General features: G+C 33.0%; 17 protein-coding genes and 1 riboswitch. Of the genes, 8 read left to right on the top strand and 9 right to left on the bottom strand.

Annotation, left to right across the window (positions count from 1 at the left end):
* Positions 1-3 precede the first annotated feature (3 nt).
* From pbpC to coaA, 7 genes are all read right to left on the bottom strand, one after another.
* Entirely contained in the window at positions 4-2,301 is a 2,298-nt protein-coding gene (gene pbpC / locus GAPWK_RS04340) for a penicillin-binding protein 1C (RefSeq protein WP_025315060.1), read from the bottom strand.
* A 118-nt stretch (positions 2,302-2,419) separates the two neighbouring features.
* Positions 2,420-7,471: an alpha-2-macroglobulin family protein gene (locus GAPWK_RS04335; protein WP_025315059.1), complete on the bottom strand. Its 5,052-nt coding sequence runs from the start codon at positions 7,469-7,471 to the stop codon at positions 2,420-2,422.
* Between the two features lie 251 nt (positions 7,472-7,722).
* On the bottom strand, positions 7,723-8,397 hold the full coding sequence (locus tag GAPWK_RS04330) for a 7-cyano-7-deazaguanine/7-aminomethyl-7-deazaguanine transporter (RefSeq protein ID WP_051516229.1): 675 nt from the start codon (positions 8,395-8,397) through the stop codon (positions 7,723-7,725).
* Between the two features lie 43 nt (positions 8,398-8,440).
* The gene (gene queC, locus GAPWK_RS04325; protein WP_025315058.1) at positions 8,441-9,094 is read right to left on the bottom strand and encodes a 7-cyano-7-deazaguanine synthase QueC; all 654 of its coding nucleotides are present in this window, start codon (positions 9,092-9,094) and stop codon (positions 8,441-8,443) included.
* Positions 9,095-9,121: 27 nt separating this feature from the next.
* Positions 9,122-9,595, bottom strand: coding sequence for a preQ(1) synthase (gene queF, locus GAPWK_RS04320; RefSeq protein ID WP_025315057.1), 474 nt, complete (start codon positions 9,593-9,595; stop codon positions 9,122-9,124).
* 2 nt (positions 9,596-9,597) lie between these two features.
* A riboswitch (PreQ1 riboswitch) is annotated at positions 9,598-9,642 on the bottom strand.
* A gap of 807 nt (positions 9,643-10,449) precedes the next feature.
* Positions 10,450-10,905, bottom strand: coding sequence for a DUF1090 domain-containing protein (locus tag GAPWK_RS04315; RefSeq protein ID WP_025315056.1), 456 nt, complete (start codon positions 10,903-10,905; stop codon positions 10,450-10,452).
* 16 nt (positions 10,906-10,921) lie between these two features.
* Positions 10,922-11,857, bottom strand: coding sequence for a type I pantothenate kinase (gene coaA / locus GAPWK_RS04310; RefSeq protein ID WP_025315055.1), 936 nt, complete (start codon positions 11,855-11,857; stop codon positions 10,922-10,924).
* 168 nt (positions 11,858-12,025) lie between these two features.
* Here coaA and yihI point away from each other — a divergent pair, with 168 nt between their 5' ends.
* Positions 12,026-12,511, top strand: a complete 486-nt coding sequence (gene yihI, locus GAPWK_RS04305) for a Der GTPase-activating protein YihI (RefSeq protein ID WP_025315054.1) — start codon at positions 12,026-12,028, stop codon at positions 12,509-12,511.
* A 330-nt stretch (positions 12,512-12,841) separates the two neighbouring features.
* Positions 12,842-14,212: an oxygen-independent coproporphyrinogen III oxidase gene (gene hemN, locus GAPWK_RS04295; protein WP_025315053.1), complete on the top strand. Its 1,371-nt coding sequence runs from the start codon at positions 12,842-12,844 to the stop codon at positions 14,210-14,212.
* Positions 14,213-14,283: 71 nt separating this feature from the next.
* Here hemN and rsmC read toward each other — a convergent pair whose 3' ends face one another.
* Positions 14,284-15,324 carry a 16S rRNA (guanine(1207)-N(2))-methyltransferase RsmC gene (gene rsmC, locus GAPWK_RS04290; protein ID WP_038517168.1) on the bottom strand — a complete coding sequence of 347 codons (1,041 nt, stop codon included), beginning with the start codon at positions 15,322-15,324 and terminating at the stop codon, positions 14,284-14,286.
* Between the two features lie 89 nt (positions 15,325-15,413).
* On the opposite strand from rsmC, the gene GAPWK_RS04285 reads away from it, so the two are divergent.
* The 6 genes from GAPWK_RS04285 (at position 15,414) to cyaY (ending at position 18,733) form a co-directional block, all read left to right on the top strand.
* Positions 15,414-15,821: a DNA polymerase III subunit psi gene (locus GAPWK_RS04285; RefSeq protein ID WP_025315051.1), complete on the top strand. Its 408-nt coding sequence runs from the start codon at positions 15,414-15,416 to the stop codon at positions 15,819-15,821.
* Complete coding sequence (rimI, locus tag GAPWK_RS04280) at positions 15,790-16,251, top strand: ribosomal protein S18-alanine N-acetyltransferase (RefSeq protein ID WP_025315050.1); 462 nt, start codon at positions 15,790-15,792, stop codon at positions 16,249-16,251. The genes GAPWK_RS04285 and rimI overlap by 32 nt, the downstream gene beginning before the upstream one ends.
* 19 nt (positions 16,252-16,270) lie before the next feature.
* Positions 16,271-16,906 carry a thiamine diphosphokinase gene (locus GAPWK_RS04275; RefSeq protein ID WP_025315049.1) on the top strand — a complete coding sequence of 212 codons (636 nt, stop codon included), beginning with the start codon at positions 16,271-16,273 and terminating at the stop codon, positions 16,904-16,906.
* A gap of 90 nt (positions 16,907-16,996) precedes the next feature.
* On the top strand, positions 16,997-17,794 hold the full coding sequence (locus tag GAPWK_RS04270; RefSeq protein ID WP_025315048.1) for a hypothetical protein: 798 nt from the start codon (positions 16,997-16,999) through the stop codon (positions 17,792-17,794).
* The gene (locus GAPWK_RS04265; RefSeq protein ID WP_025315047.1) at positions 17,795-18,319 is read left to right on the top strand and encodes a surface-adhesin E family protein; all 525 of its coding nucleotides are present in this window, start codon (positions 17,795-17,797) and stop codon (positions 18,317-18,319) included. It begins immediately after the preceding gene.
* Between the two features lie 102 nt (positions 18,320-18,421).
* On the top strand, positions 18,422-18,733 hold the full coding sequence (gene cyaY / locus GAPWK_RS04260; RefSeq protein WP_025315046.1) for an iron donor protein CyaY: 312 nt from the start codon (positions 18,422-18,424) through the stop codon (positions 18,731-18,733).
* Between the two features lie 68 nt (positions 18,734-18,801).
* On the opposite strand, the gene uvrD is transcribed toward cyaY, so the two are convergent.
* Positions 18,802-21,045, bottom strand: a complete 2,244-nt coding sequence (gene uvrD, locus GAPWK_RS04255) for a DNA helicase II (RefSeq protein WP_025315045.1) — start codon at positions 21,043-21,045, stop codon at positions 18,802-18,804.
* Positions 21,046-21,183: the final 138 nt, after the last annotated feature.

The raw sequence follows: 21,183 nt of genomic DNA, 5'->3' as shown, positions 1-21,183 counted from the left end.
TTATTAATCTGACATAAAATTTATTCGGACAATTTGTCCACTTTCATCTAATACCAGTAAACGATGTTTTCCATTTTTAGTCACAGTTAAAGCAACTTTTTCATTATCCTTTGAATTAGCCACTAAAGTACCATCTAAAAACCACCATTTTTCACCGAATCCACCTTCGGGAATTAAATCAATCGTGACTTGATTATTGCCTGGTAATGCTCTAATCAGTTGCTTGTCCCGTAAGCCAACAATATTAAGTGGGTTAAAAATATCTTTACCCATTACAGGACAATTTTTATCAATTGGAGGCAGTAAAGATTGTCGTCTTTCTTTAGTTAATAACCAATTTTCTAATGAAACTGGCCACAAGGCTATCTGCTTTTTTTGTGCTCCTATACAATCAGCTGCTACACGCTCACCGCGATCATTTACCCAAATATTTATCCAACCTGAACGGTAAATATTGTTTTTTAATTCACTATAGGTGCTTAATGTTGGTGGCAACATATTATTTAATACCCATGCTGTTTTTTGACGATGGCAATTAGCATCAGACTCAGGAAGTGGCTGACCTGATGGCCAACAAATTTTGGCACTTGATACTGAATCAGGTTTCTCATAAGTAAGAAGAGGATGGTTTAAACGACTTTCTCTATTTAACAAAATCGAATTTACTTGTTGTAAAATTGGCATTGCTGACATTGAACCATACTGCCCAACAACTGGCGTACCGTCAGGGCGCCCTACCCAAATACCTATCAAATATCGAGGATTTATACCAATAGCCCAAGCATCGCGATAACCATAACTGGTTCCTGTTTTATAAGCTAATAAATTGCTATTAATCAACATTTGCCGTGTTATCCATGCACTACCATCAGAGATAAAAGGTTTATTAATTAAAGGATCAGATTGAGTAAATCGTAAGGGACTCACATCACCGTGCCTTGCAAATGCACTGTATGCACTAACAAGGTTATCCATCCTAAGCGAGGCTCCACCTAATATATATGAAATATTTGGATCATTTGCAATAGAGAATAAAGGTAAACCAATACCTGCGAGTTTTCCTGCAAATCTTTTTGGACCATATAACTCAATTAATTGAACTGCCGGTAAATTTAATGATTTACTTAATGCATCAGAAGCACTAACTGGTCCATGAAAACCTTCATCAAAATTAGTTGGTCGATAATCGGTAGTTATACGCGGAACATCTTGTAGTAACGATTCAGAATGAATCATACCATCATCAATAGCAAAGGCATAAATGAAAGGCTTGAGTGTTGAACCAGGAGAGCGTAACGCTCTAATCATATCGACTTGACCAAAACGCTCTTTATCATTAAAGTCAGCAGAACCAACATATCCTTTAACCGTCATATCGTCATGATCTACTACTAAAATTGCCAATGATGTTTTAGGTGGGAGCTGTTTTTTTCGATTAATAGCAAGATCTTCTAAAATATATTGAATAGAAATATCAATAGTGGAATGAATAATATTATCATTAGGATATTGCTGTTTTAAACGATAAGCCAATAATGGTGCTAACTGTGGTGTTTTTCGTGGATAAACCCAAACTTCATCACGTCGAACTTGTTCAATCAACTCTTTCGGCCAAACATCATATTGAGCAAGTCTATCTAATACTTTGTCACGAGCTTGCTTAGCCCTTTTAGGAAATCGATCTGGTCTTAATCGACTCGGCGCTTGAGGCAATACCGCCAATAATACCGCTTCACTATGAGTTAAAGCTTTAGGTTGTTTACCAAAATAAGACCAGCTAGCGGCTCCAATACCCTCAATTGTGCCGCCATAAGGCGCATGATTAATATATAAAGTTAAAATCTCTTCTTTACTATAATGTAGTTCAAGTTGAAAAGTCCGAAAGATTTGTTTTAATTTACCGATAATTGTTCGATCATGAGGAGAGAGTAACCTAGCTACCTGCATTGAAATGGTGCTACCACCTGAAATAATTTTATTATTGGATAAGTTTTGCCAAGCAGCACGAAATAGTGACATCGGATTAACGCCAATATGATTATAAAAATAACGATCCTCATAATTTAATAACACATCAAGATAATAATCAGGAACTTCATCAAGGCTTACCGAATAACGCCAAATCCCCTTTTCATCAGCAAATCGCCATAAAGGCGTTTCATCTTGAGCAACAACGGTTTGTGTTGTTTTATTTTGCGAAATAGATAATGGGAAAAAATAATCCGCAACAAAAAAGCTGCCAACTAACAAAACTGATAATAACAATAAAAAAAGAAATGATTTATAAAAAAACTTTTTCATTATTGGTATTCAATTATCCAACATAATTTTAAAAAATAAAAATTCCGCCAACGTTATTGGCGGAATAGTCAATAAAGTTAATCTTAGTGATAGTATTGGAATTTTTACTATCTCTTGATTAATTACTTTCTTTATTAGGAACAGATATCGTCATCAAATCTGGTGATTGTCCGATTGCAAAACGATCAGGGCGGTACATAGATTCAACATAAGGATAAGGAATCATGTAATTACCTGTTGTTACCGCTCTCACTAAATAAGCAACACGTTTATGATATTTTTGGCGTTCCTTATAATTTTGGATATTAACAGCAGCAACATATCTATCATCTCTAAATTCCTGATATTTAAGTTGACTTACATCATCATCTTTCAATAAATCAGATACACCAGGAATTGATGATAAATTAACGCTACTATTTGAAAGATTCTGATTTTCAAGTTCTAACCCAGCTGGTAAGTAATCAACAATCAATGCATCATGAACGGGTTCTTTCGATGTTACATCTAAAATCACAACCATCATGGAACCCACTTCTAATTGTGATGGGTTTATTTCGTTGCCATGTAGATCGTAATAGGTTCGAGTAATATTGAAAAAACCATCGTTCGATGTTGGTGCCGGTGGCGTTTTTCCATACCCAGAAAGAGAGAATTTAACATAAAGTGGTTTATCATGTTCTGAATTATTGATAGATAACCCTTGACTTAAGTCTTCATAATTATAGGAATTAGAAGAGACTGAATTAACCTCAACAACACTATCATTTATTGCCAATTTAAATTTATCATCTTTTTTATGTTGCTCTAATGACCAACCAGCAATAAATAATGAATTTAACTCCTGAGTTGAGTAATAACGTTTATTTTTTAACAATTCTGATAAAATAGATAGATAAATCGGTTGATTTTTTGTGTCCATGTCGTTTTCTATCAATAACGATAAAATTAATGCTTGATCACGAACCTCGCTACCATAATTACCCCGCCATGTGCTGTAGTTATATGGAGTAGTGAAGATTAATGGTAATAATTGATCATAAACAGATGTCAAACCATTTAACTTCGCGCTTACGGCTAATTGAGCCAAAGGTAACGGACTATAGATAAATGATTTATCCTTGCTGATCTTATCTAATAAATAATTAATTTCATTACGCATCGCTGAGGTAATCTTATTTTGTTTAGATAGTATCATCAACGCATAAGCTTTAATAGAGAATTTTTCAAACTCAAGTGCATTTTCATCCTTATAATAATAAAGATTATTAAATGCAGAATTATCATAAATATATTCACCAAGACGCGACATTGCTGCATCAAGAGCTTTATCATTTACCTGATAACCACGCTCTTTAGCTTGCAATAAAAAGTCAGTAGCATAAACAGTAAGCCAATGTTCTTCCTCACTATGATTACTCCATAAACCAAAACTACCATTACTACGTTGCATTGATAAAATACGTGAAATACCTTTTTGAATTTTTTCTCGGCGTTTATCATCAGAATCCGTTTTAATACCTAACTGTGCAAGCTGTTCACTGTTAGCATATAAAGATGGGAACAATCCACTGGTTGTCTGTTCTAAACAGCCATAAGGATAGGCAAATAAACTTTTGATATATTGAGCGATATTCAGTGGTGGTTGATTAGAGATAACTAATTGCCCTTCAATGGTATTTTCAATCAGTCCCATTAACGCTTCGTCAGGTAATTTCCAACTTTTCTTTTCATCTAGCACTACTTCAAAATATCTTGTAGTTGCAGCATAAGCTGGTCTTACACCGATAGTCCATGAACGATGAATATCAAAATCTGAATTATTATCAATAACAATTCCTTTCACATCTATATTTATAGTACCTTTACCATAACCATAATCTGCAACAATAGGTATTTGAATAATATTTTTTTGTTTGCTATCAAGTCTGACAGGAATAGATTTTACATCATTTTGATGAATCAACCCTGTGGTTGATACCTCAACTTGCATATTTTGAGCCGTATCAGTCAAATTATGAAGATCTAACGCTAATACTGCTTGATCTCCTCCAGACAAAAAGCGCGGAGTTGTTAATTCTGCAATAACAGGAGCGGCAACTTTCATCGTTTTTTCTGCTTTACCAAAACGATTGTCATCCCATGCTTGCGCCATGATGCGCAATTCACCATTAAAATTAGGTAATGGTAAATCAATAACACCTTCACCTTTGTCATTTAACTGAATGGTTTTCAATTGTTGAGCAACAATAAGAACTTCATTAGACGGTTTTTTCCCGCCAGCGCCCATCGCATCACCACCAAAACTCATGTTAACATTACGCCCTGAAGCTTCAATTAACTTACCATAAACATCAAAAATATCGACATCATAACGTTTACGCCCTAAAAATCCAACATAAGGATCTGGCGTAACATAATCAGTAATATTTAATACACCAGAATCAACAGCTGAAACTAACACTGTGACTTTTTTATCTTTTTGGATAAATTTTTCATCCATTTTGATTTTAATTGGCACAGTACTTTCTGGTTTTACTTGTTTTGGTGCATTTATTGAAATATTTAAATGTCGATTTGTTGTATCAGTAGGTAAATAAAGCAAACCAATCGCTCGTTTTACTGTTTGTACGGCAGCATTAGTTGATGGGCGGATTATCATGGCATTAATATAAATATCATGTCTTCCCCAATCTTTAATTGGTATATCGACATCTAAACCTTTTTCGCCAACAGTAATTGCTTTTTTCCAAATGATACCATCATTCGTTTCAAGAGAAATATAACCAGAACCTGCAACTGGGGCTTGAACATTGACTTTAGCCACATCACCGACAAGGTAAAATGGTTTATCAATACTTAACTTAACTTGATCGGGACGTACTGATTTCGTACCCCGTGTATTATCCTCCCAATCATAACCTGACCAAAAGCGAAAACTTGTCACTACTTTAGACTTGTCATCGATCACTTCAACACGATAAGATCCATAATCACTGGTTAAATAGCTTATTTTAGTCGTACTATCCTTTTCAATTGATAGCTGATCTTCCGAAATAACAATCTCACTGGAATTATGATTAAGTTGCCAGCCATCTTCACTTGACCAAGTCCAATAATATTCACGATGTTCACGAACCAATCTTGTCTTTAAGGAATTTGTGGCTAGTTTGTTACCGTCTAGATCGACATAAGCAATTTCAAATTCCGCATTAGTCCCCATATCAACGGTAGGGCGCTCATAATAATTATCACTGTTCCAATCATAATAAGGTGAATCGCCAAACAATGCTCGGATAGCTGGTAATTTACTTGCTGGCCAAATGGTTTGAGTTGCATAACGCGTAACTGGTCTACCTCCTGAATCGAGTAAACTCGCTTGTAAAACTACTTTCACTGGAGAACGTAAATTTGACCAATTACTCTTGTTAATATGAAGCTGGGTTAAGCCACCGTTATCTAATTTTTCTTCAAAAGAACCAAGTTCACTATAAAGAGTACCATCTGTCGCTGAACCAATTTTGAAATCGGCTAATCCGGCAATGGAATCAACCTTCTTTAAATAAACATTAGCATTTAGGCGATTATCTGATGCTGGTGCACCATACAAATACCAACCTTTGATATTAAAGTAAACATCTTCATCGCCTAATATTGGACCTTCTGATGAACTGCTTACTTCCATCGCCATACGTTCTGGCAAAAATTCTTCCACATTGAAATACCAATAACGATAAATATCATCACCTAAATTAAAACGAATTGACCATTTACCTGTTGCCGCATCAGATGGAATGACAAAATTTGCCTGATATAAACCATTGGTATTAGTACTGCTTTTTAATTGAAAATTTTTGACCACACGCCCATCAGTTGAAATCGCATCGGCAATAATTGGTTGATTAGGCAATGGTTGTCCATCTGCATCACGCAATAAAGCATTAAAATAGACGGTTTCATCTGGACGGTAAAGATCTCGTGGACCAAAAACAAATAATTGAGCATGAGAATAAGGTGTACCTGATAAATCGAATTCAGTCAAATTAAGGGCATTGCGATCTACATATATAAATGAAGTTTGTTTTCCATCATTGGCAAGTAATATCCAATTGTCATCATGGGTTTCCAAGGTAAATTCAGCGTAACCATCTTTATCCGTTTTTTCTAAAAAACGATCACAATCCATGTTCTCTTTTCCATGACAAGATATTTCAACATTTGCAAGAGGTTTACCATTATCCAAACCATGAGCCATAACCGCAAATTTATTGTTTTTGTAATTATGAACTGAAACGCCAATATTACTTATTGAAAATATGGTTGCTGGATTTGATTCATTGTAAGTACCTGCTTGATTCATCACTGCAACATAAACGCCTTCTTGCTTAAGTTCACTAATTTTAGAAAGATTGACTAAAACAGTTTCTTGAACATTAGGTTTAGGATTAAGATCAAAACGTGATGAGTAAACTAAATCAGCATACCTATTCAACTCTTCTGACCGCCAATCGTATAGCGAATTAATAAAACCAAAGTTATCAATAAAATCACTTAATTTTTCTGGCTTAATTTTAAAAAAGTTAATGTCGACTTTATTAATATTCAATGTGGTCACAGGTAATCCACTCATGGATTTACTCGGTAATAATAATCCAGTACTTGCAAAATTTACTAATGGTTGACGATCACGAGTAGTTAATTCTTTTTCATAAACTGATTTTAAGCTATTGTCATTGATCGCCGTTAACATTTTATCAATGGTTAACTTTAATTTACGATTTGGTGCAAGATAACGATGTCTTAGTTCCAAACCATTATTAGATAATTCCCAGTCGCCATCAACGACACCTGTTTCCTTGTCAACTAATCTAAGTAAATTTGAAAAATTCAATTTTGGAAGAAGTGGAACTGAAAAAGTCACGACTAAAGTACTTGACCCATCAATAATCATCTCCGAACAATCAAAAACTTCTAGTTTTTTATCTTTATATTTTTCGATTAATTCTGGTGTTGGATTAAATACGTTAGGTGATTGCGAATTAACACTTGAGTTTTGAGTTGTGCTATTTTTTCTGTTATCTGTTATATTTGTCGCTTGCCCGTTGTTTTTGGCTTGTACACACAGGCTTAAAAACAAGCTCAAAATTACTAAATATTTAATTAATCTCATGATTACACCAAATCCCTTTATATTTCACTAAATATTGTGATTATTTTTCATTAATATTATGCACTCTCATTAAACGTTTAGCAAAACATCTTTAGAAAGAAATTGATTTTTTTAGTGCGCAATCAAATTTTAAAAAAACCTTTGAGGCTCATTTATTTGAAAGTGTTATGTTTGACATTTAGAACTTATTGTTTTATCAATAAGCTCTAAATGTTGATAATTTGATAATTACTAAGCAGAGACTGGTTGCTTTATTGCTTTTTCGCAGTTAATTTTTTGAGGATAAAATTCAAAATAATTCCATATAATGGTAAAAAGAACAAACCACAAATTAAAATTTTAAAACTATAATCCACTAACGAAATTTCGACCCAATGATTAGCCATAAATTCATCACTAGTTTTGTAAAAAGCAATAGCAAAAAAGACAATAGTATCAATACCATTACCAAAGATTGCTGAAGCTGAGGGCGCGACCCACCAAGACCGATTTTTTCTTAAATAGTTAAAAACAGTAATATCCATTAATTGCCCAACTAAATAAGCCGCAAAACTGGCTAATGCTATTCGAAAAACAAAGCTATTAAATTGTGTCAATGCTGACCAACCTACCCAATGGGTTTCGAAGAATAGAACCGAAATCAGATACGAAAATAGTAAAGCGGGAATCATAACCACAAAAATAATTTTTCTTGCCAAACTGGCACCAAAAATACGGATAGTTAAATCAGTGGTTAAAAAAATAAACGGAAAAGTAAAGGCACCCCAAGTAGTATGAAATTCAAAAATATCAAATGGAATTTGCACCAGATAGTTACTGGAAGCAATAACGATAATATGAAAAATAGCCAACCAGACTAGTGCTTTATGCTTTTGCTGTCGAGTAAACTGTTTTTCAACCAGTGGTGAATGAACATTCAAATACATATTCGTTTCCTTTTTAATGGGAGAGAACCCAAATAAATATTTGTTAGTTTCTGTCTAGATATTCTTGTAGACCTTTATCACGAAGCACACAACTTGGACATTTACCGCATCCACCTTCTACACCGTAATAACAGGTATGGGTATTTTGGCGAACATAATCAAGATAACCCAATTTATCAGCCATTTCCCATGTTTGAGCTTTAGTAAGATACATCAACGGTGTTTTAATATTAAACGTAAAATCCATTGCTAAGTTCATAGAAACATTCATAGATTTAATAAAAATATCTCGACAATCGGGATAACCACTAAAATCTGTTTCACATACGCCGATAATAATATCTTTAATACCTTGCTGTTTGGCATAACAACCTGCTAACAATAAAAACAGCATATTACGACCATCGACAAACGTATTAGGGTAATCGCCATCTTGCGCAGCTTTAATTTCTTGTGAGTCATCAATCAAAGCGTTATTGGTCGTCTGTTTAATAACTGATGTATCAATTACAGTTTGCTTGACACCTAAATCTTTTGCAATCCATTTAGCTTTATCTAATTCAATACTATGACGTTGACCATATTGAAAACTGATAGTTTCGACATTCTCACGCCCATAATCGGCAATGGCTTGTAGTAAACACGTAGTCGAATCTTGCCCACCAGAAAATATCACGAGTGCTTTACGGTTTTTCATTAAAAAATTCCTGTCAGATTGAACAAATTAGCGATTATCTACTTTTTCAGGATAGAGATCATGATTAGCTAAACGATTGAACGCAATTTGCTCCCACCGAGTATCAGCTTTACCATAATTAGCATAAGGATCAATTGAAATACCTCCACGTGGTGTGAATTTACCCCACACTTCGATGTATTTAGGATCCATTAATTTGATCAGATCTTTCATAATGATATTGATGCAATCTTCATGGTAATCACCATGATTACGAAAGCTAAACAGGTACAGCTTAAGAGATTTGCTTTCAACCATTTTGATGTTAGGCACATAAGAAATATAAATTGTGGCAAAATCAGGCTGCCCAGTAATAGGACAAAGACTAGTAAATTCCGGGCAATTAAATTTAACAAAATAATCATTACCAGGATGTTTATTATCAAAAGTTTCCAGAATTTCTGGGCTATAGGTTGTTGGATAGCGAACAGACTGATCGCCTAATAATGTAACGTTACTCATAATTTTCCTTAGTTTTTTAGCGTGGGAGGTTCACGAACCACGAGACAAACCGCACACATTACTCTTTTTTACTAAAAATGTCTAGAATATCGTTTTTAATCTTTGTGATTAAGCATTGGACTTGTGTACTCATTTGAAATAGTTAACTGCAAAAACTAGCTAATATTTCTCTAAAAAGTATCTGTCTAATCAAATTTTATAAAGTAAAAAACATTACTTTATTTTGAGCAATGTTTATTTGCATCGCTTTACCTTGTTTATCAACAAAACAATGCTCATTACTGATAGAAGAACACAAACTAATTGTTAAAGATTACCAATCAATAGTCATATATTTTTAATTAGTTTGGAAATAAAAGGGATCAGTCTTATAAAATGTTTGATCTATTTATATAATGACCAAAGCTATTAATTAACCTGTTAATAATTTAATTAGATTATCAAAGTTTTTTGATTGACTTGTAATTGAAATTCGAAATAATTGTAAGGGTTATATTTAAATTTAACACGTTTAGTCGGTTCAATATATTCAACTTTTAAGTTCTTGTGATTATTATCCGTTAATAATCTGTCATAAAACCCTTCAATTTCCAATCGTTTGTTAAAAAATGGTGAGGTAAGCAACAATACAAACTGTATCTTTTTTTAAGCGTTGAGGATTAAAGTAATTTTTTTTAGGAAAAATCTAAATGAAATGAAAAGATATTTGTCAAAATTTTAGTTATATAGCATATAAAAGATGACCTCAAGTGGTGAAATATGTACTTGAGGTCAATATTAACTAACACAAATTTCAATATTATTTTGTTGTTTGAACCTATCTTTTTAATTACGACAAAATTAAAAAACTCTGATTATTTAGTTTTAGCATTTTCATAATAATCCGCTAGGTTATTTTTTGCTTCAGAAAGTTCTTTTTCTGCACCATGTAATTTAGATTTTAATGCATCAATTTTATCTTGATTCGCATCAACACCATCTTTTTCATACTCTTTCGTTTTTTCGGCTAATTCTTTGATTTTGTCAGAAACATTTTTGCTTTTTTCATCCACTAATCTTTTATATTTTTGTTCCAATGTTTCATCGGAACAATTGGTATCAACTTGTTGAAGTGCTTTTTCAAGTCCTGTTACTTCAAAAGTATTATTGGCTTTTTTAGCTTGTTCTATTTTTGTTTCGATTGCTTGCTTTTTAGCATCGCAAGTCAATTCTTCATGTGCATCATTACTTGATGCATAACTATTTACAGAAAAAGCCGTAACTAAAGTGATAATGCTTAATTTACTTAATAACCCTATTGCTGATTTCATATTAAACCCCTTAAGTTTATTTTCTTAATTGAACATAATCTACTTTATGATCTTCACCTTTTGTCAAAATTAAACTGGCTCTTTCGCGGGTTGGTAAAATGTTTTCAACTAAATTTAATTCGTTTATATCGCGCCATAAGCGATTGGCAATATTGATTGCCTCTTGTTCTGGCAATTTAGAATAGTGTTTAAAGTATGAATTAGGATCACTAAAAGCCCCTGCTCTAAATTTTAAAAAACGGTTCACATACCACTGATGTAATAAAGATAAATCAGCATCAACGTATATTGAAAAATCGACATAATCTGAAACAAATACTCGATTATGTGCTTGAGTATAATTGACCGCACCTTGTAATACGTTCAATCCTTCCAAAATTAAAATGTCAGGGCTATCAATCACAATCTCTTCATTTTCTACAATATCATAAACTAAATGCGAATAAACTGGCGCTTTGACTTCCGCTTGTCCTGATTTAATATCGGCAACAAAGTTAATTAGCTTTTTAAGATTGTAAGATTGTGGAAAACCTTTTTTATTCATAATGCCTCGCTCCTCAAGGCATTTATTCGGATATAAAAAACCGTCCGTTGTAACTAAAGCTACTTTTCTATGTTCAGGCCAGCGAGTTAACAGTGCCTGTAATACACGAGCTGTAGTACTTTTACCAACAGCAACACTGCCAGCAATACCAATTATATAAGGAATTTTTTGGCTTTTACCTAAAAATTTGGATAATACAGCCTGCCGACTAAAACTATTACTAATATAAAAATTGAGCAATCTTGATAAAGGTAGGTAAATTTCACTCACTTCATCCATTGATAAATCTTCATTGATTCCCTGTAAAGAAACGAGTTCTCCAGGTGTTAATGTCATTGGTTCCGCATTACGCAAACTTGCCCATTCTTTACGGCTGAATTGCATGTAAGGACTCAAATGATTATTCATGTTTATTTCTCTATAACGATTGATTCTAGAATATTCGGCTCAGATTATACATAAAACTGTAATTTTACAATCACAAATTCACAATGTGCCTTCCTCATAGCTATATTTTAGACTTACTGATAAAATACGTTGAATAAATGATTAACCAAAGTGTAAAACAGAGATAGTATGTTAAAAACTAAATCGAAACAAAAACCCAAAAAAAGCCGTCAAGAAATTAATGAAGAGTCTCGCGAACTCAAACGTAAACGCAAACATAAAGGTTTGCCTAGTGGTTCACGCTTTAATAATACAGATAATAACAAAAATAACAATACTCAAAAAGCAGTAAAAGATCCACGTATAGGCAGTAAAACGCCGATTGCTTTAGTCGTTGATACAAATACCACTAAAGTAGTTAAACAACCTAAACCTAAAAAAGCAGTTCTATCACCCCAACAAGAATTAGAGCAACTTGAAAACGATCCTAAACTGGATATGTTACTCGATTTAGTTGAACAAAATGGCAAATTGACTAAGGAGCAACAGACTTATTTGGACAGCAGATTAAATCGAATTGATGAACTGATGCAAGAATTGGGTTATACCGACGATGATTTTGAAGATCTTGATGATGAGAAAGAAGATATTGTTAGTTTATTAAAACGTAATTAATAGTAGGCAATGGTTTTAGCTTGCCCAATCTTAATTTTTCAGTAACGTCAGGGATTGAGTCATAAAAAAATCCCTGACACACGTTGATAATAGTGGATGTATTATTCAAATCATAATTTATAACAAATAGTGAGCAAATAGTAATGCCAATATTGATAATGTTAAGTTTATATTTTGGATTATTAATTTGCACATTATTGTATTTGCATAAAACTAACCAGATTAAACTGAAAACAAAAACCAGAGCAAAACGTATAACTAAGCGAAAACCAACTTTAATAAGTCATGGATATAATAACGCTAAACACAGACTTAAATGGAAACAGAAGCATGACTGAAACACAATTATGGGATCAGGCCTTAATTGAAAAATATAACTATTCTGGTCCAAGATATACTTCGTATCCCACTGCACTTGAATTTAATGAAAGTTATAATGAACAGGATTTTTTGAACGCGACTTCTCGTTACCCTACTCAACCATTATCCTTATACGTACACATTCCGTTTTGTCATAAACTTTGTTATTTTTGTGGCTGTAACAAACTTATTACTCGTCAAACACATAAAGTCACTAAATACCTTGATATTTTAGATATTGAAATAGCAAAACGCGCCAAACTTTTTGAAAGTAGAATTGTCACCCAAATGCACTGGGGAGGAGGAACACCCACCTTTTTAACGGATCAAGAAATTAGCCGATTAATTACCTCTTTAAAATCCCATTTTAACTTTGCTGATAATGCCGAGCTGTCAATTGAGATCGATCCTCGTGAAATTACGCCACAAACTATCGATCATTTAGCCAATGTTGGCTTTAATCGCTTAAGCATGGGGATTCAGGATTTTAATCATGAGATCCAAAATCTTATTAATCGTAAACAAGATGAAAATTTAATTCGGTCATTAATCGATCAAGCTCGCAAAAATCGTTTTCATTCAATCAGCCTTGATTTAATTTATGGATTACCCAAACAAACGGTTGCAAGCTTTACTGAAACACTCAATAAAGTGATTGATATCTCACCAGATCGCCTAAGTGTATTCAATTATGCACATTTACCAAGTCGCTTTGCAGCTCAACGCAAAATTAAAGATAACGATTTGCCCAATGCTGCGCAAAAATTATTGATTTTACAAACCAGTATTGAAAAGCTAACCCAAGCAGGCTATCAATATATTGGTATGGATCATTTTGCTAAACCAACCGATGAACTCGCGCTTGCTCAAAAGAACAATAAATTACATCGAAACTTTCAGGGTTATACCACACAAGGCGATGCAGATTTGCTAGGATTAGGTGTCTCTTCAATTAGTATGTTAGGCGATAGTTATGCGCAAAATCAAAAAGATCTTAACATCTACCAGCAACAAGTTGAACAGATCGGTAATGGTTTATGGAAAGGCTTCACATTAGATCGTGATGACCTTATCCGTCGCGATGTGATAAAACAATTAATTTGTCATTTTTACCTTGATAAGAAAATGATTGAACAGCAATACCATATTAATTTCGAAGATTATTTTGCCGAAGATTTAGCTCTTTTACAGCCATTGCAGAAAGATGGATTGGTCATCATTCATGGCGATACGATTGAAGTTCCTCTTAAAGGTCACTTACTGATCCGTAATATCTGCATGTGTTTTGATATCTACATGCGTAAAATGGCAAGACAACAACAGTTTTCGCGAGTAATTTAATTTTATTTAAACACAAAAAGTTACGGCTAACACCGTAACTTTTAAATAAATTGAAAAATACTTTTAGATTCTTAATGACTAGCTAAATAAACTTTGAATTTAGTTGTTTGCGCAATGACTTCCACACTTTTGAAGGTTTCGTCTAAAATCGATTGATAAGGCAAAAATGAATTTGCCACAATGCACAAATAACCATTTAATTTTAGATGTTTTTTGGCTTCTTTAATTAACGCATTGACGGCTGTATAATTTGTCTCTTTACCATCATGAAAAGGAGGGTTAGAGATGATAAGATGATATTTATCATTCAAATTGGAAAATACATCACTTGCAACAACATTCCCTTTGACATGGTTGCAATTTAGTGTAGCTTTACTTGACTCAATTGCTGCACTACTCACATCTGATAAAGTGAGCTCAATATCTGGATATAATTTACCTACAACCGTAGATAATATACCCGAACCACACCCAACATCTAACACATTACCTTTGATGATTTCAGCATGGTCAACTAATGCATTGAGTAATAATTCACTACCAGAATCTAACCCTTTTTGGCTAAACACACCCGGCAAACTTTTAATTTCAATATTTTGATTTTCAATGGTTAGATGATAACTCAACCACCATTCATTTAGATCAAACGCTAAACGACTTTCAGCCAGAAAATGATACAATCCACAGCGTCTTGCGCTATCAATTTTTTGAATGGTACCAAAATCATTTAATAACGTTTCAACACTTTTTACACCAGTACGATTTTCGCCGACGATAAAGATATCACTCCCTTTAGGCATATTATTAAGTAAATAAGAGAGCTGAAATTGTGCTTCACTTTTCGTTTTTGGCCAATAATAAATTAGCGTATTCATTCCAGTATAAAAATCAGCATCTGGTAGTAACGAAAAATTAGTTTGCTCACCACGCATACTATTTTTTAGACGTAAATAAGTATGAAATTGAGTACAGTGAATTTTAACTTGATTTGCAACCATTACCGCAGGATAACTATCTTGAATATCACCTGCAATAATCACATTTTTATCATTAAAAAATGTTTGATGACGTTCAATTACCTGACTTGCTGGAGTAAAAACGGATGTTGCCATAGTACCTCAATGAAAAAAACTTTATAATTTTAGTTGTTGATTATACAATTAACCCTTATTATTCACTAATAAAAAATAGTAATTCAATAATGACTGAACAAGATTGGTATTTGCAACAATGCAATATTACTCAATACATTTTGCGTAATTCAATAGTATTCAAAGGCGAAATGGCAACCCATATTAGTGATGAAATTCGTTTAATTGTTGTTGCCGACCAAAAACCAACGCAAAAAATCTACACAGATATTCTTAATGCTATTCGACTTAAAGAAGAACAAGTATTAATACTTACACCATCACAATTGATTATTCCAGCTAGCGATATAAAAACCGTAATTTGGTTTATAGATATCACGCCTGATGAAAACTGGCAAAATCATTTAACTATACAAACATCAAGTTTAGATGTTTTAGCTAATACACCACAACAAAAGCGCCAACTTTGGCGACAATTATGCCAATATGAAAACTATTTCCACCCTGAACCACAATGATTTAAACGAAGCTTTTGCTTTAGAGCAACTTTGTCATATGATTCCATGGTCTAAACCAACGTTTTTTTCAAATCAAGGAGAGCATTATTTAAATTTAAAACTGACCATTGATGATAAGATAATTGGATTTTGCATCTGCCAAGTGGTTGCCGATGAAGCAAATTTATTTAACATAGCTATTCACCCTGAATTTAGACAACAGGGATTAGCTAAAGAGCTTTTAAACCATTTAATTGAAAAATTGATGACGAGTAATTTTGACAAACCAATTGCTTCTTTGTGGTTAGAAGTAAGGAAATCCAACGATGCAGCAATTCACTTATATCATTCACTTGGTTTTAACCAAATAACTGTTAGAAAAAATTATTATCCAACTGTTGATGGAAAACAGGAAGATGCCATTATAATGGCCTATACCGTAACTCTATAAAACAGTGAAGTATATGACAATGCAAAGCAATAAAACTCTACTTTTTGTGAATGGCGAACCACCTGAGCGCTATCCCAGCAATTTAGAAAACTATGCTTTTATTGCTGCAACAGATGGGGCTTATCATAACTATCTTTATACTTCACCAATAATTCCTAATTATATTATTGGTGATTTAGATAGTTTTGATAAAAGTCGTACTATACCGAGCAGAACAGAGATTATTCATACGCCTGATCAGAACAAAACGGATTTTGAGAAAGCCATCTTATTTTTAGCAAATAAAGGTGTGAAAAAATTTGATATTTTTGGTGCTTCTGGTCATGCCAGTGACCATTTCTTAGGTAATTTATCGGTTGCAATGCATTATTACCATCGATTCGATTTTACTTTTTATGATAATTATTGTCAGTTCTTTTTTTCAAAAAAACAGCAAACTATTTATGATATAAAAAATCACATCATTTCTTTTATCCCAATGTCTAAAGTCACTAATCTCACAATTACAGGCGTTAAATATCCATTAAGTAATGCAACAATAACGTTAAGAGGATTCATAAGCTTAAGAAATAAAGCCATCAAGAATTCTGTTGAAATATCCTTTAAAAACGGTTACTTACTCGTTTTCGTAGAAAATAAATCTATACAAGATTGACAATAACATTTACATTACTTTACAATACCATACACAAATATACATAACTATACACATTAGCAGAAGAATTATTTAAAAAGGGCCTTCTTCATGTTCATAAAAAAACTGTTTGTGCTTATTTGTTCTTCACTAATTTCTTTTATGGTTTATGCACAAGACCAAACTAACGTAAATGAAACAAATAAAGTAATTGATTCTTTTTTTCAATGTGACAACCAATTTTTTCAGCAATTAGAGATAAATAAGAACTCTTTCAGTCAATATACTGATTTAGCAACAGTTGATAATTTTGCTTATATTGTGGTCGACTCGATTGAATATAATAACAAAAATAAGGTTATATTTAAAAAACCAATTGAATACAAAGGATTAGTAATTTTAGGTTATCAAAATATTTTTATTCCAACACCATTATCTGGCCAATTTTATTATTGGGGGTTCATTTTTGACAATAAAACCCAACAAATTAAACAATCGCTTAATAATATTAACTGGTTAGTTTTTAACGAAAAGATATATTTTGCTAACCCTAAAATTTACGATCGCAAAAGTAAAGATAAAACTTGGCTAGATAATCCCTATTCAATTGATATGGTGATACCAAGATCAGGAACTGTTGAAAAATCCTTATATTTAGAACCAATTGCAGATAATCAAAGTCGTGTCATTTGCTCAATACAAGGGGATATTGATAAAAAACTCCTCTATTCAGTACGTCCAGATATGGAACCTATTGATAAAGAATATGAAGCAAAACGCAAAAAAAGAATTGAAGATTACAAACGAACAACAAAAAAACAAAATCAAGAAAACCTGAAATCCCAACAAGAAAAAGAAATTAATCCAACAACAATTAAAGTTAATTCAAAAAATGGGGATAAACTCTAAATGAAAAAATTATATTTGTTAATTATTCTTTTTTCTTTTTCAGCTTTATGTAATGATTTTGATACTGCAACACAAACCAGTAATAATAAAAGTGATACAAGTAGCTCCCATGAAAAAAGTGAAAACTTAAAAGATTCGCGCATTGGCGAACAATTTATCCCAATGAGTAAATTTAATGAAGATAAATCTTTAGGTTATTCATTTATTGATAGGAGTTCTATTATTCTGCATCCATATAATAAAAAAATTAGAGTATTTAATGAAGTCGTAAATTTTATTCCCCCATTAGTACAAGAAAATAGCGAAGGTGAAAAAATAACGTACCGCTCAATTGTGATTCAACATTTCGCAAATTGTGATAAGAAAGAAATAGCTAAAGGAATTATCAAATTATTTGAAAATTACTTTGGTGATGGTCGTTTGGTGAGTACTAATGACACACCTAACCGATGGGCAAATGCAATTGACAATAATGAACAACGTCGATTGTTAATCGTCTCTTGCTCCTTATCTATTGCTCATTAAATACTACTGATTTTTCGTTAATATCTAACTGCCACTTCTTGTGGCAGATAGCTTTTGATTATGCTAATATCATTTTACTATATCTATATTGATTAATTTTCTATGAACATCACTGAATTTCATACTATTACCGATCAACTGTTTAATAAGATCGAATTATTTTTAGATCACTTTGCCGAAGAACAAGATATTGACATTGATTATGAAATAAATGGTAATGTAATTACCATAACCTTTCCCAATCAGAGTAAAATTATCGTCAACACACAAGAACCACTCTACCAAGTTTGGCTAGCTACAGACAAACAAGGATATCACTTTGATTATGTCGAAAATGAGTGGGTATGCACTCGTACTAAGCAATCATTTGATAAAATCTTCTCACAATCAGTTACTGATCAAGCAACAATATAACAACAGAGTTCTAAAAAACAGGCAAGGCAAATTAAATTTTGCCTTTATTATTGCTCAAGTTTTCAATATCAAAGTAAGGTAAGATTAGCTAATTTAATCACCAGCCATTTAACTCCTTCATCAACAAAGGCAATTTGAACTCGTTTATGATCACCTTCGCCATCAAGATTGATAATAGTCCCTTCACCAAAGCGATGGTGTTTAACTTTTCGACCTAAAATATAACCATCACTTTCACGTTGTTTTTCAAGATAGGATTTTTTACGCTCTAAAATAAATTGCTCATTTTTACTGAGGTCTTTTTTACTTAGATCATTCGATTTAAACTCAGAGGAGGTGAGCATACCTCGATAACTAACTTCGTTCAGCCTTTCAACAGGTAATTCTGCTAAAAAACGAGAAGGTAGATTACGCTCATCTCGACCGTAAAGTCGCCTTAATTCACATAACGTTAATGTCAAATGTTTTCGAGCTCGAGTGATACCAACGTAGGCTAAACGTCGCTCTTCCTCCATGCGTTCACTATCTTTAACTGAACGTTGCGCTGGAAAGATACCTTCTTCTAATCCGACAATAAATACATTATCAAACTCTAATCCTTTAGCTGAATGCAATGTCATTAATTGCACTGAATCTTGAGCTTTGACAACATCACGACTTTCCAATGAGGTAAAAGCTAAAAATGACTCGAGTACTGTAAGTGTTTTACCCGTGATATTATCCTGAATAACAGTATTTTCATTGTTATGGTAAAATTGTTCCGCAGCCGACACCAGTTCTTCAAGATTTTCTAATCGAGATTGTCCTTTAATTCCTGATTCTTGCTCATACATTTGCTGCACACCAGATAATTTAATCATCACATCTAGCTGCTGATAAAATGGCAACGGTTCTACTTCTTTATGAATTGATTCGATCAATTCAAGAAAACGGCTCAGCCCTGAACGCTGTCTTTCTGTTAATGCATTGGTTTGGATTAACATTAAACAAGCATCCCATAATGAAAGATTATGTTGTTTGGCGGTAAGTCTTACTTTTTCAAGCGTGACATTACCAATACCGCGAGCTGGAGTATTAACGGTCGTGTCAAAAGCCATATCATTATTGTGATCATGTAATAACCGCAAATACGCTAGCGCTAGTTTAACTTCTTGCCGTTCATAAAACCGTATTGAACCATAAATTTGGTATGGTAATCCTGCTTGTAACAAGGTGTCTTCAAAAATTCGTGATTGAACGTTATTACGGTATAAAATGGCACAACTTGAATATTTATCACCTTCTTCATGACGTTTTTTGATTTGACCAATCACAAATCTTGCTTCATCAATATCATTAAAACCCACATAGAGTGAAATCTTCTCGCCTTCGCCACTATCCGTCCATAGGTTTTTACCTAAGCGATTTTGATTTTTGGCGATTAAAATATTAGCTGCATCTAAAATATTACTGGTTGAACGATAATTTTGTTCTAGACGAATTATTTCAGTATCCGGATAATCATTAATAAATAATTGTAAGTTATCGGCATTAGCACCACGCCAGCTATAAATGGATTGATCATCATCACCAACAATCATAACGTTAGCTGTAATACCTGCCAATTTTTTTACTAATCGATATTGAATTAAGTTCGTATCTTGAAACTCATCAATTAAAATATTAGAAAAACGTTGATGACAATAATTTAGTACGTCATGATTTTGGTTAAGCAGTTCATAAGCTCGTAAAATTAATTCTGAAAAATCAACATACCCGACTCTGTCGCAAATTGCTTGATAATCTTGATAAATAGTCTGCCACATCACTTGTTTAGGGTCTTGGGGTGACATGTCATTAGCTCGTAATCCCATCTCTTTTTGACTAGAGATAAAAGCTGCACATTCTTTTGCTGACCACTGTTTCTCATCAACTTTATGCTCTTTAAAAATACGTTTAATAAGACGAATCTGGTCTTCTGAGTCAATAAGCTGAAAATTAGAAGGTAATCTAGCTTGCTGTGAAAACATCCGTAACAAGCGATGAGTTAATCCATGGAAGGTTCCAATCCACATTCCACTAAAATACCCTTCTCCAACTAATGCTTTGATACGCTCTTGCATTTCAACAGCCGCTTTATTCGTAAAAGTAACGGCAAAAATGGATTGCGGTGAGTAATGCTTTTCCATGCAGAGCCATGCAATTCGATGAACTAAAACACGTGTTTTACCACTCCCTGCACCTGCAAGTACTACTGTATATTGGTTATCAGTAGTTACTGCATTTTGTTGTTCGTTATTGAGGTCTTCTAATAATGATTTTTTAATTTCCATTATATTTAAACCCATTTTGGTTATAAGAAATACGAGTTGGTTTCAATTTCATAAGTATTACAAATAAATTCATTATTTTTCTAAATTTTGTTTATTGCCTGTAGGCAAATAAGAGGTAAAAATAGGCTTTAAATTAAA

The organism is Gilliamella apicola, assembly GCF_000599985.1.
GTDB lineage: Bacteria > Pseudomonadota > Gammaproteobacteria > Enterobacterales > Orbaceae > Gilliamella > Gilliamella apicola.
Note: the sequence above shows the minus strand (reverse complement) of the source record. Positions and strands in the feature narration are given on the sequence as shown.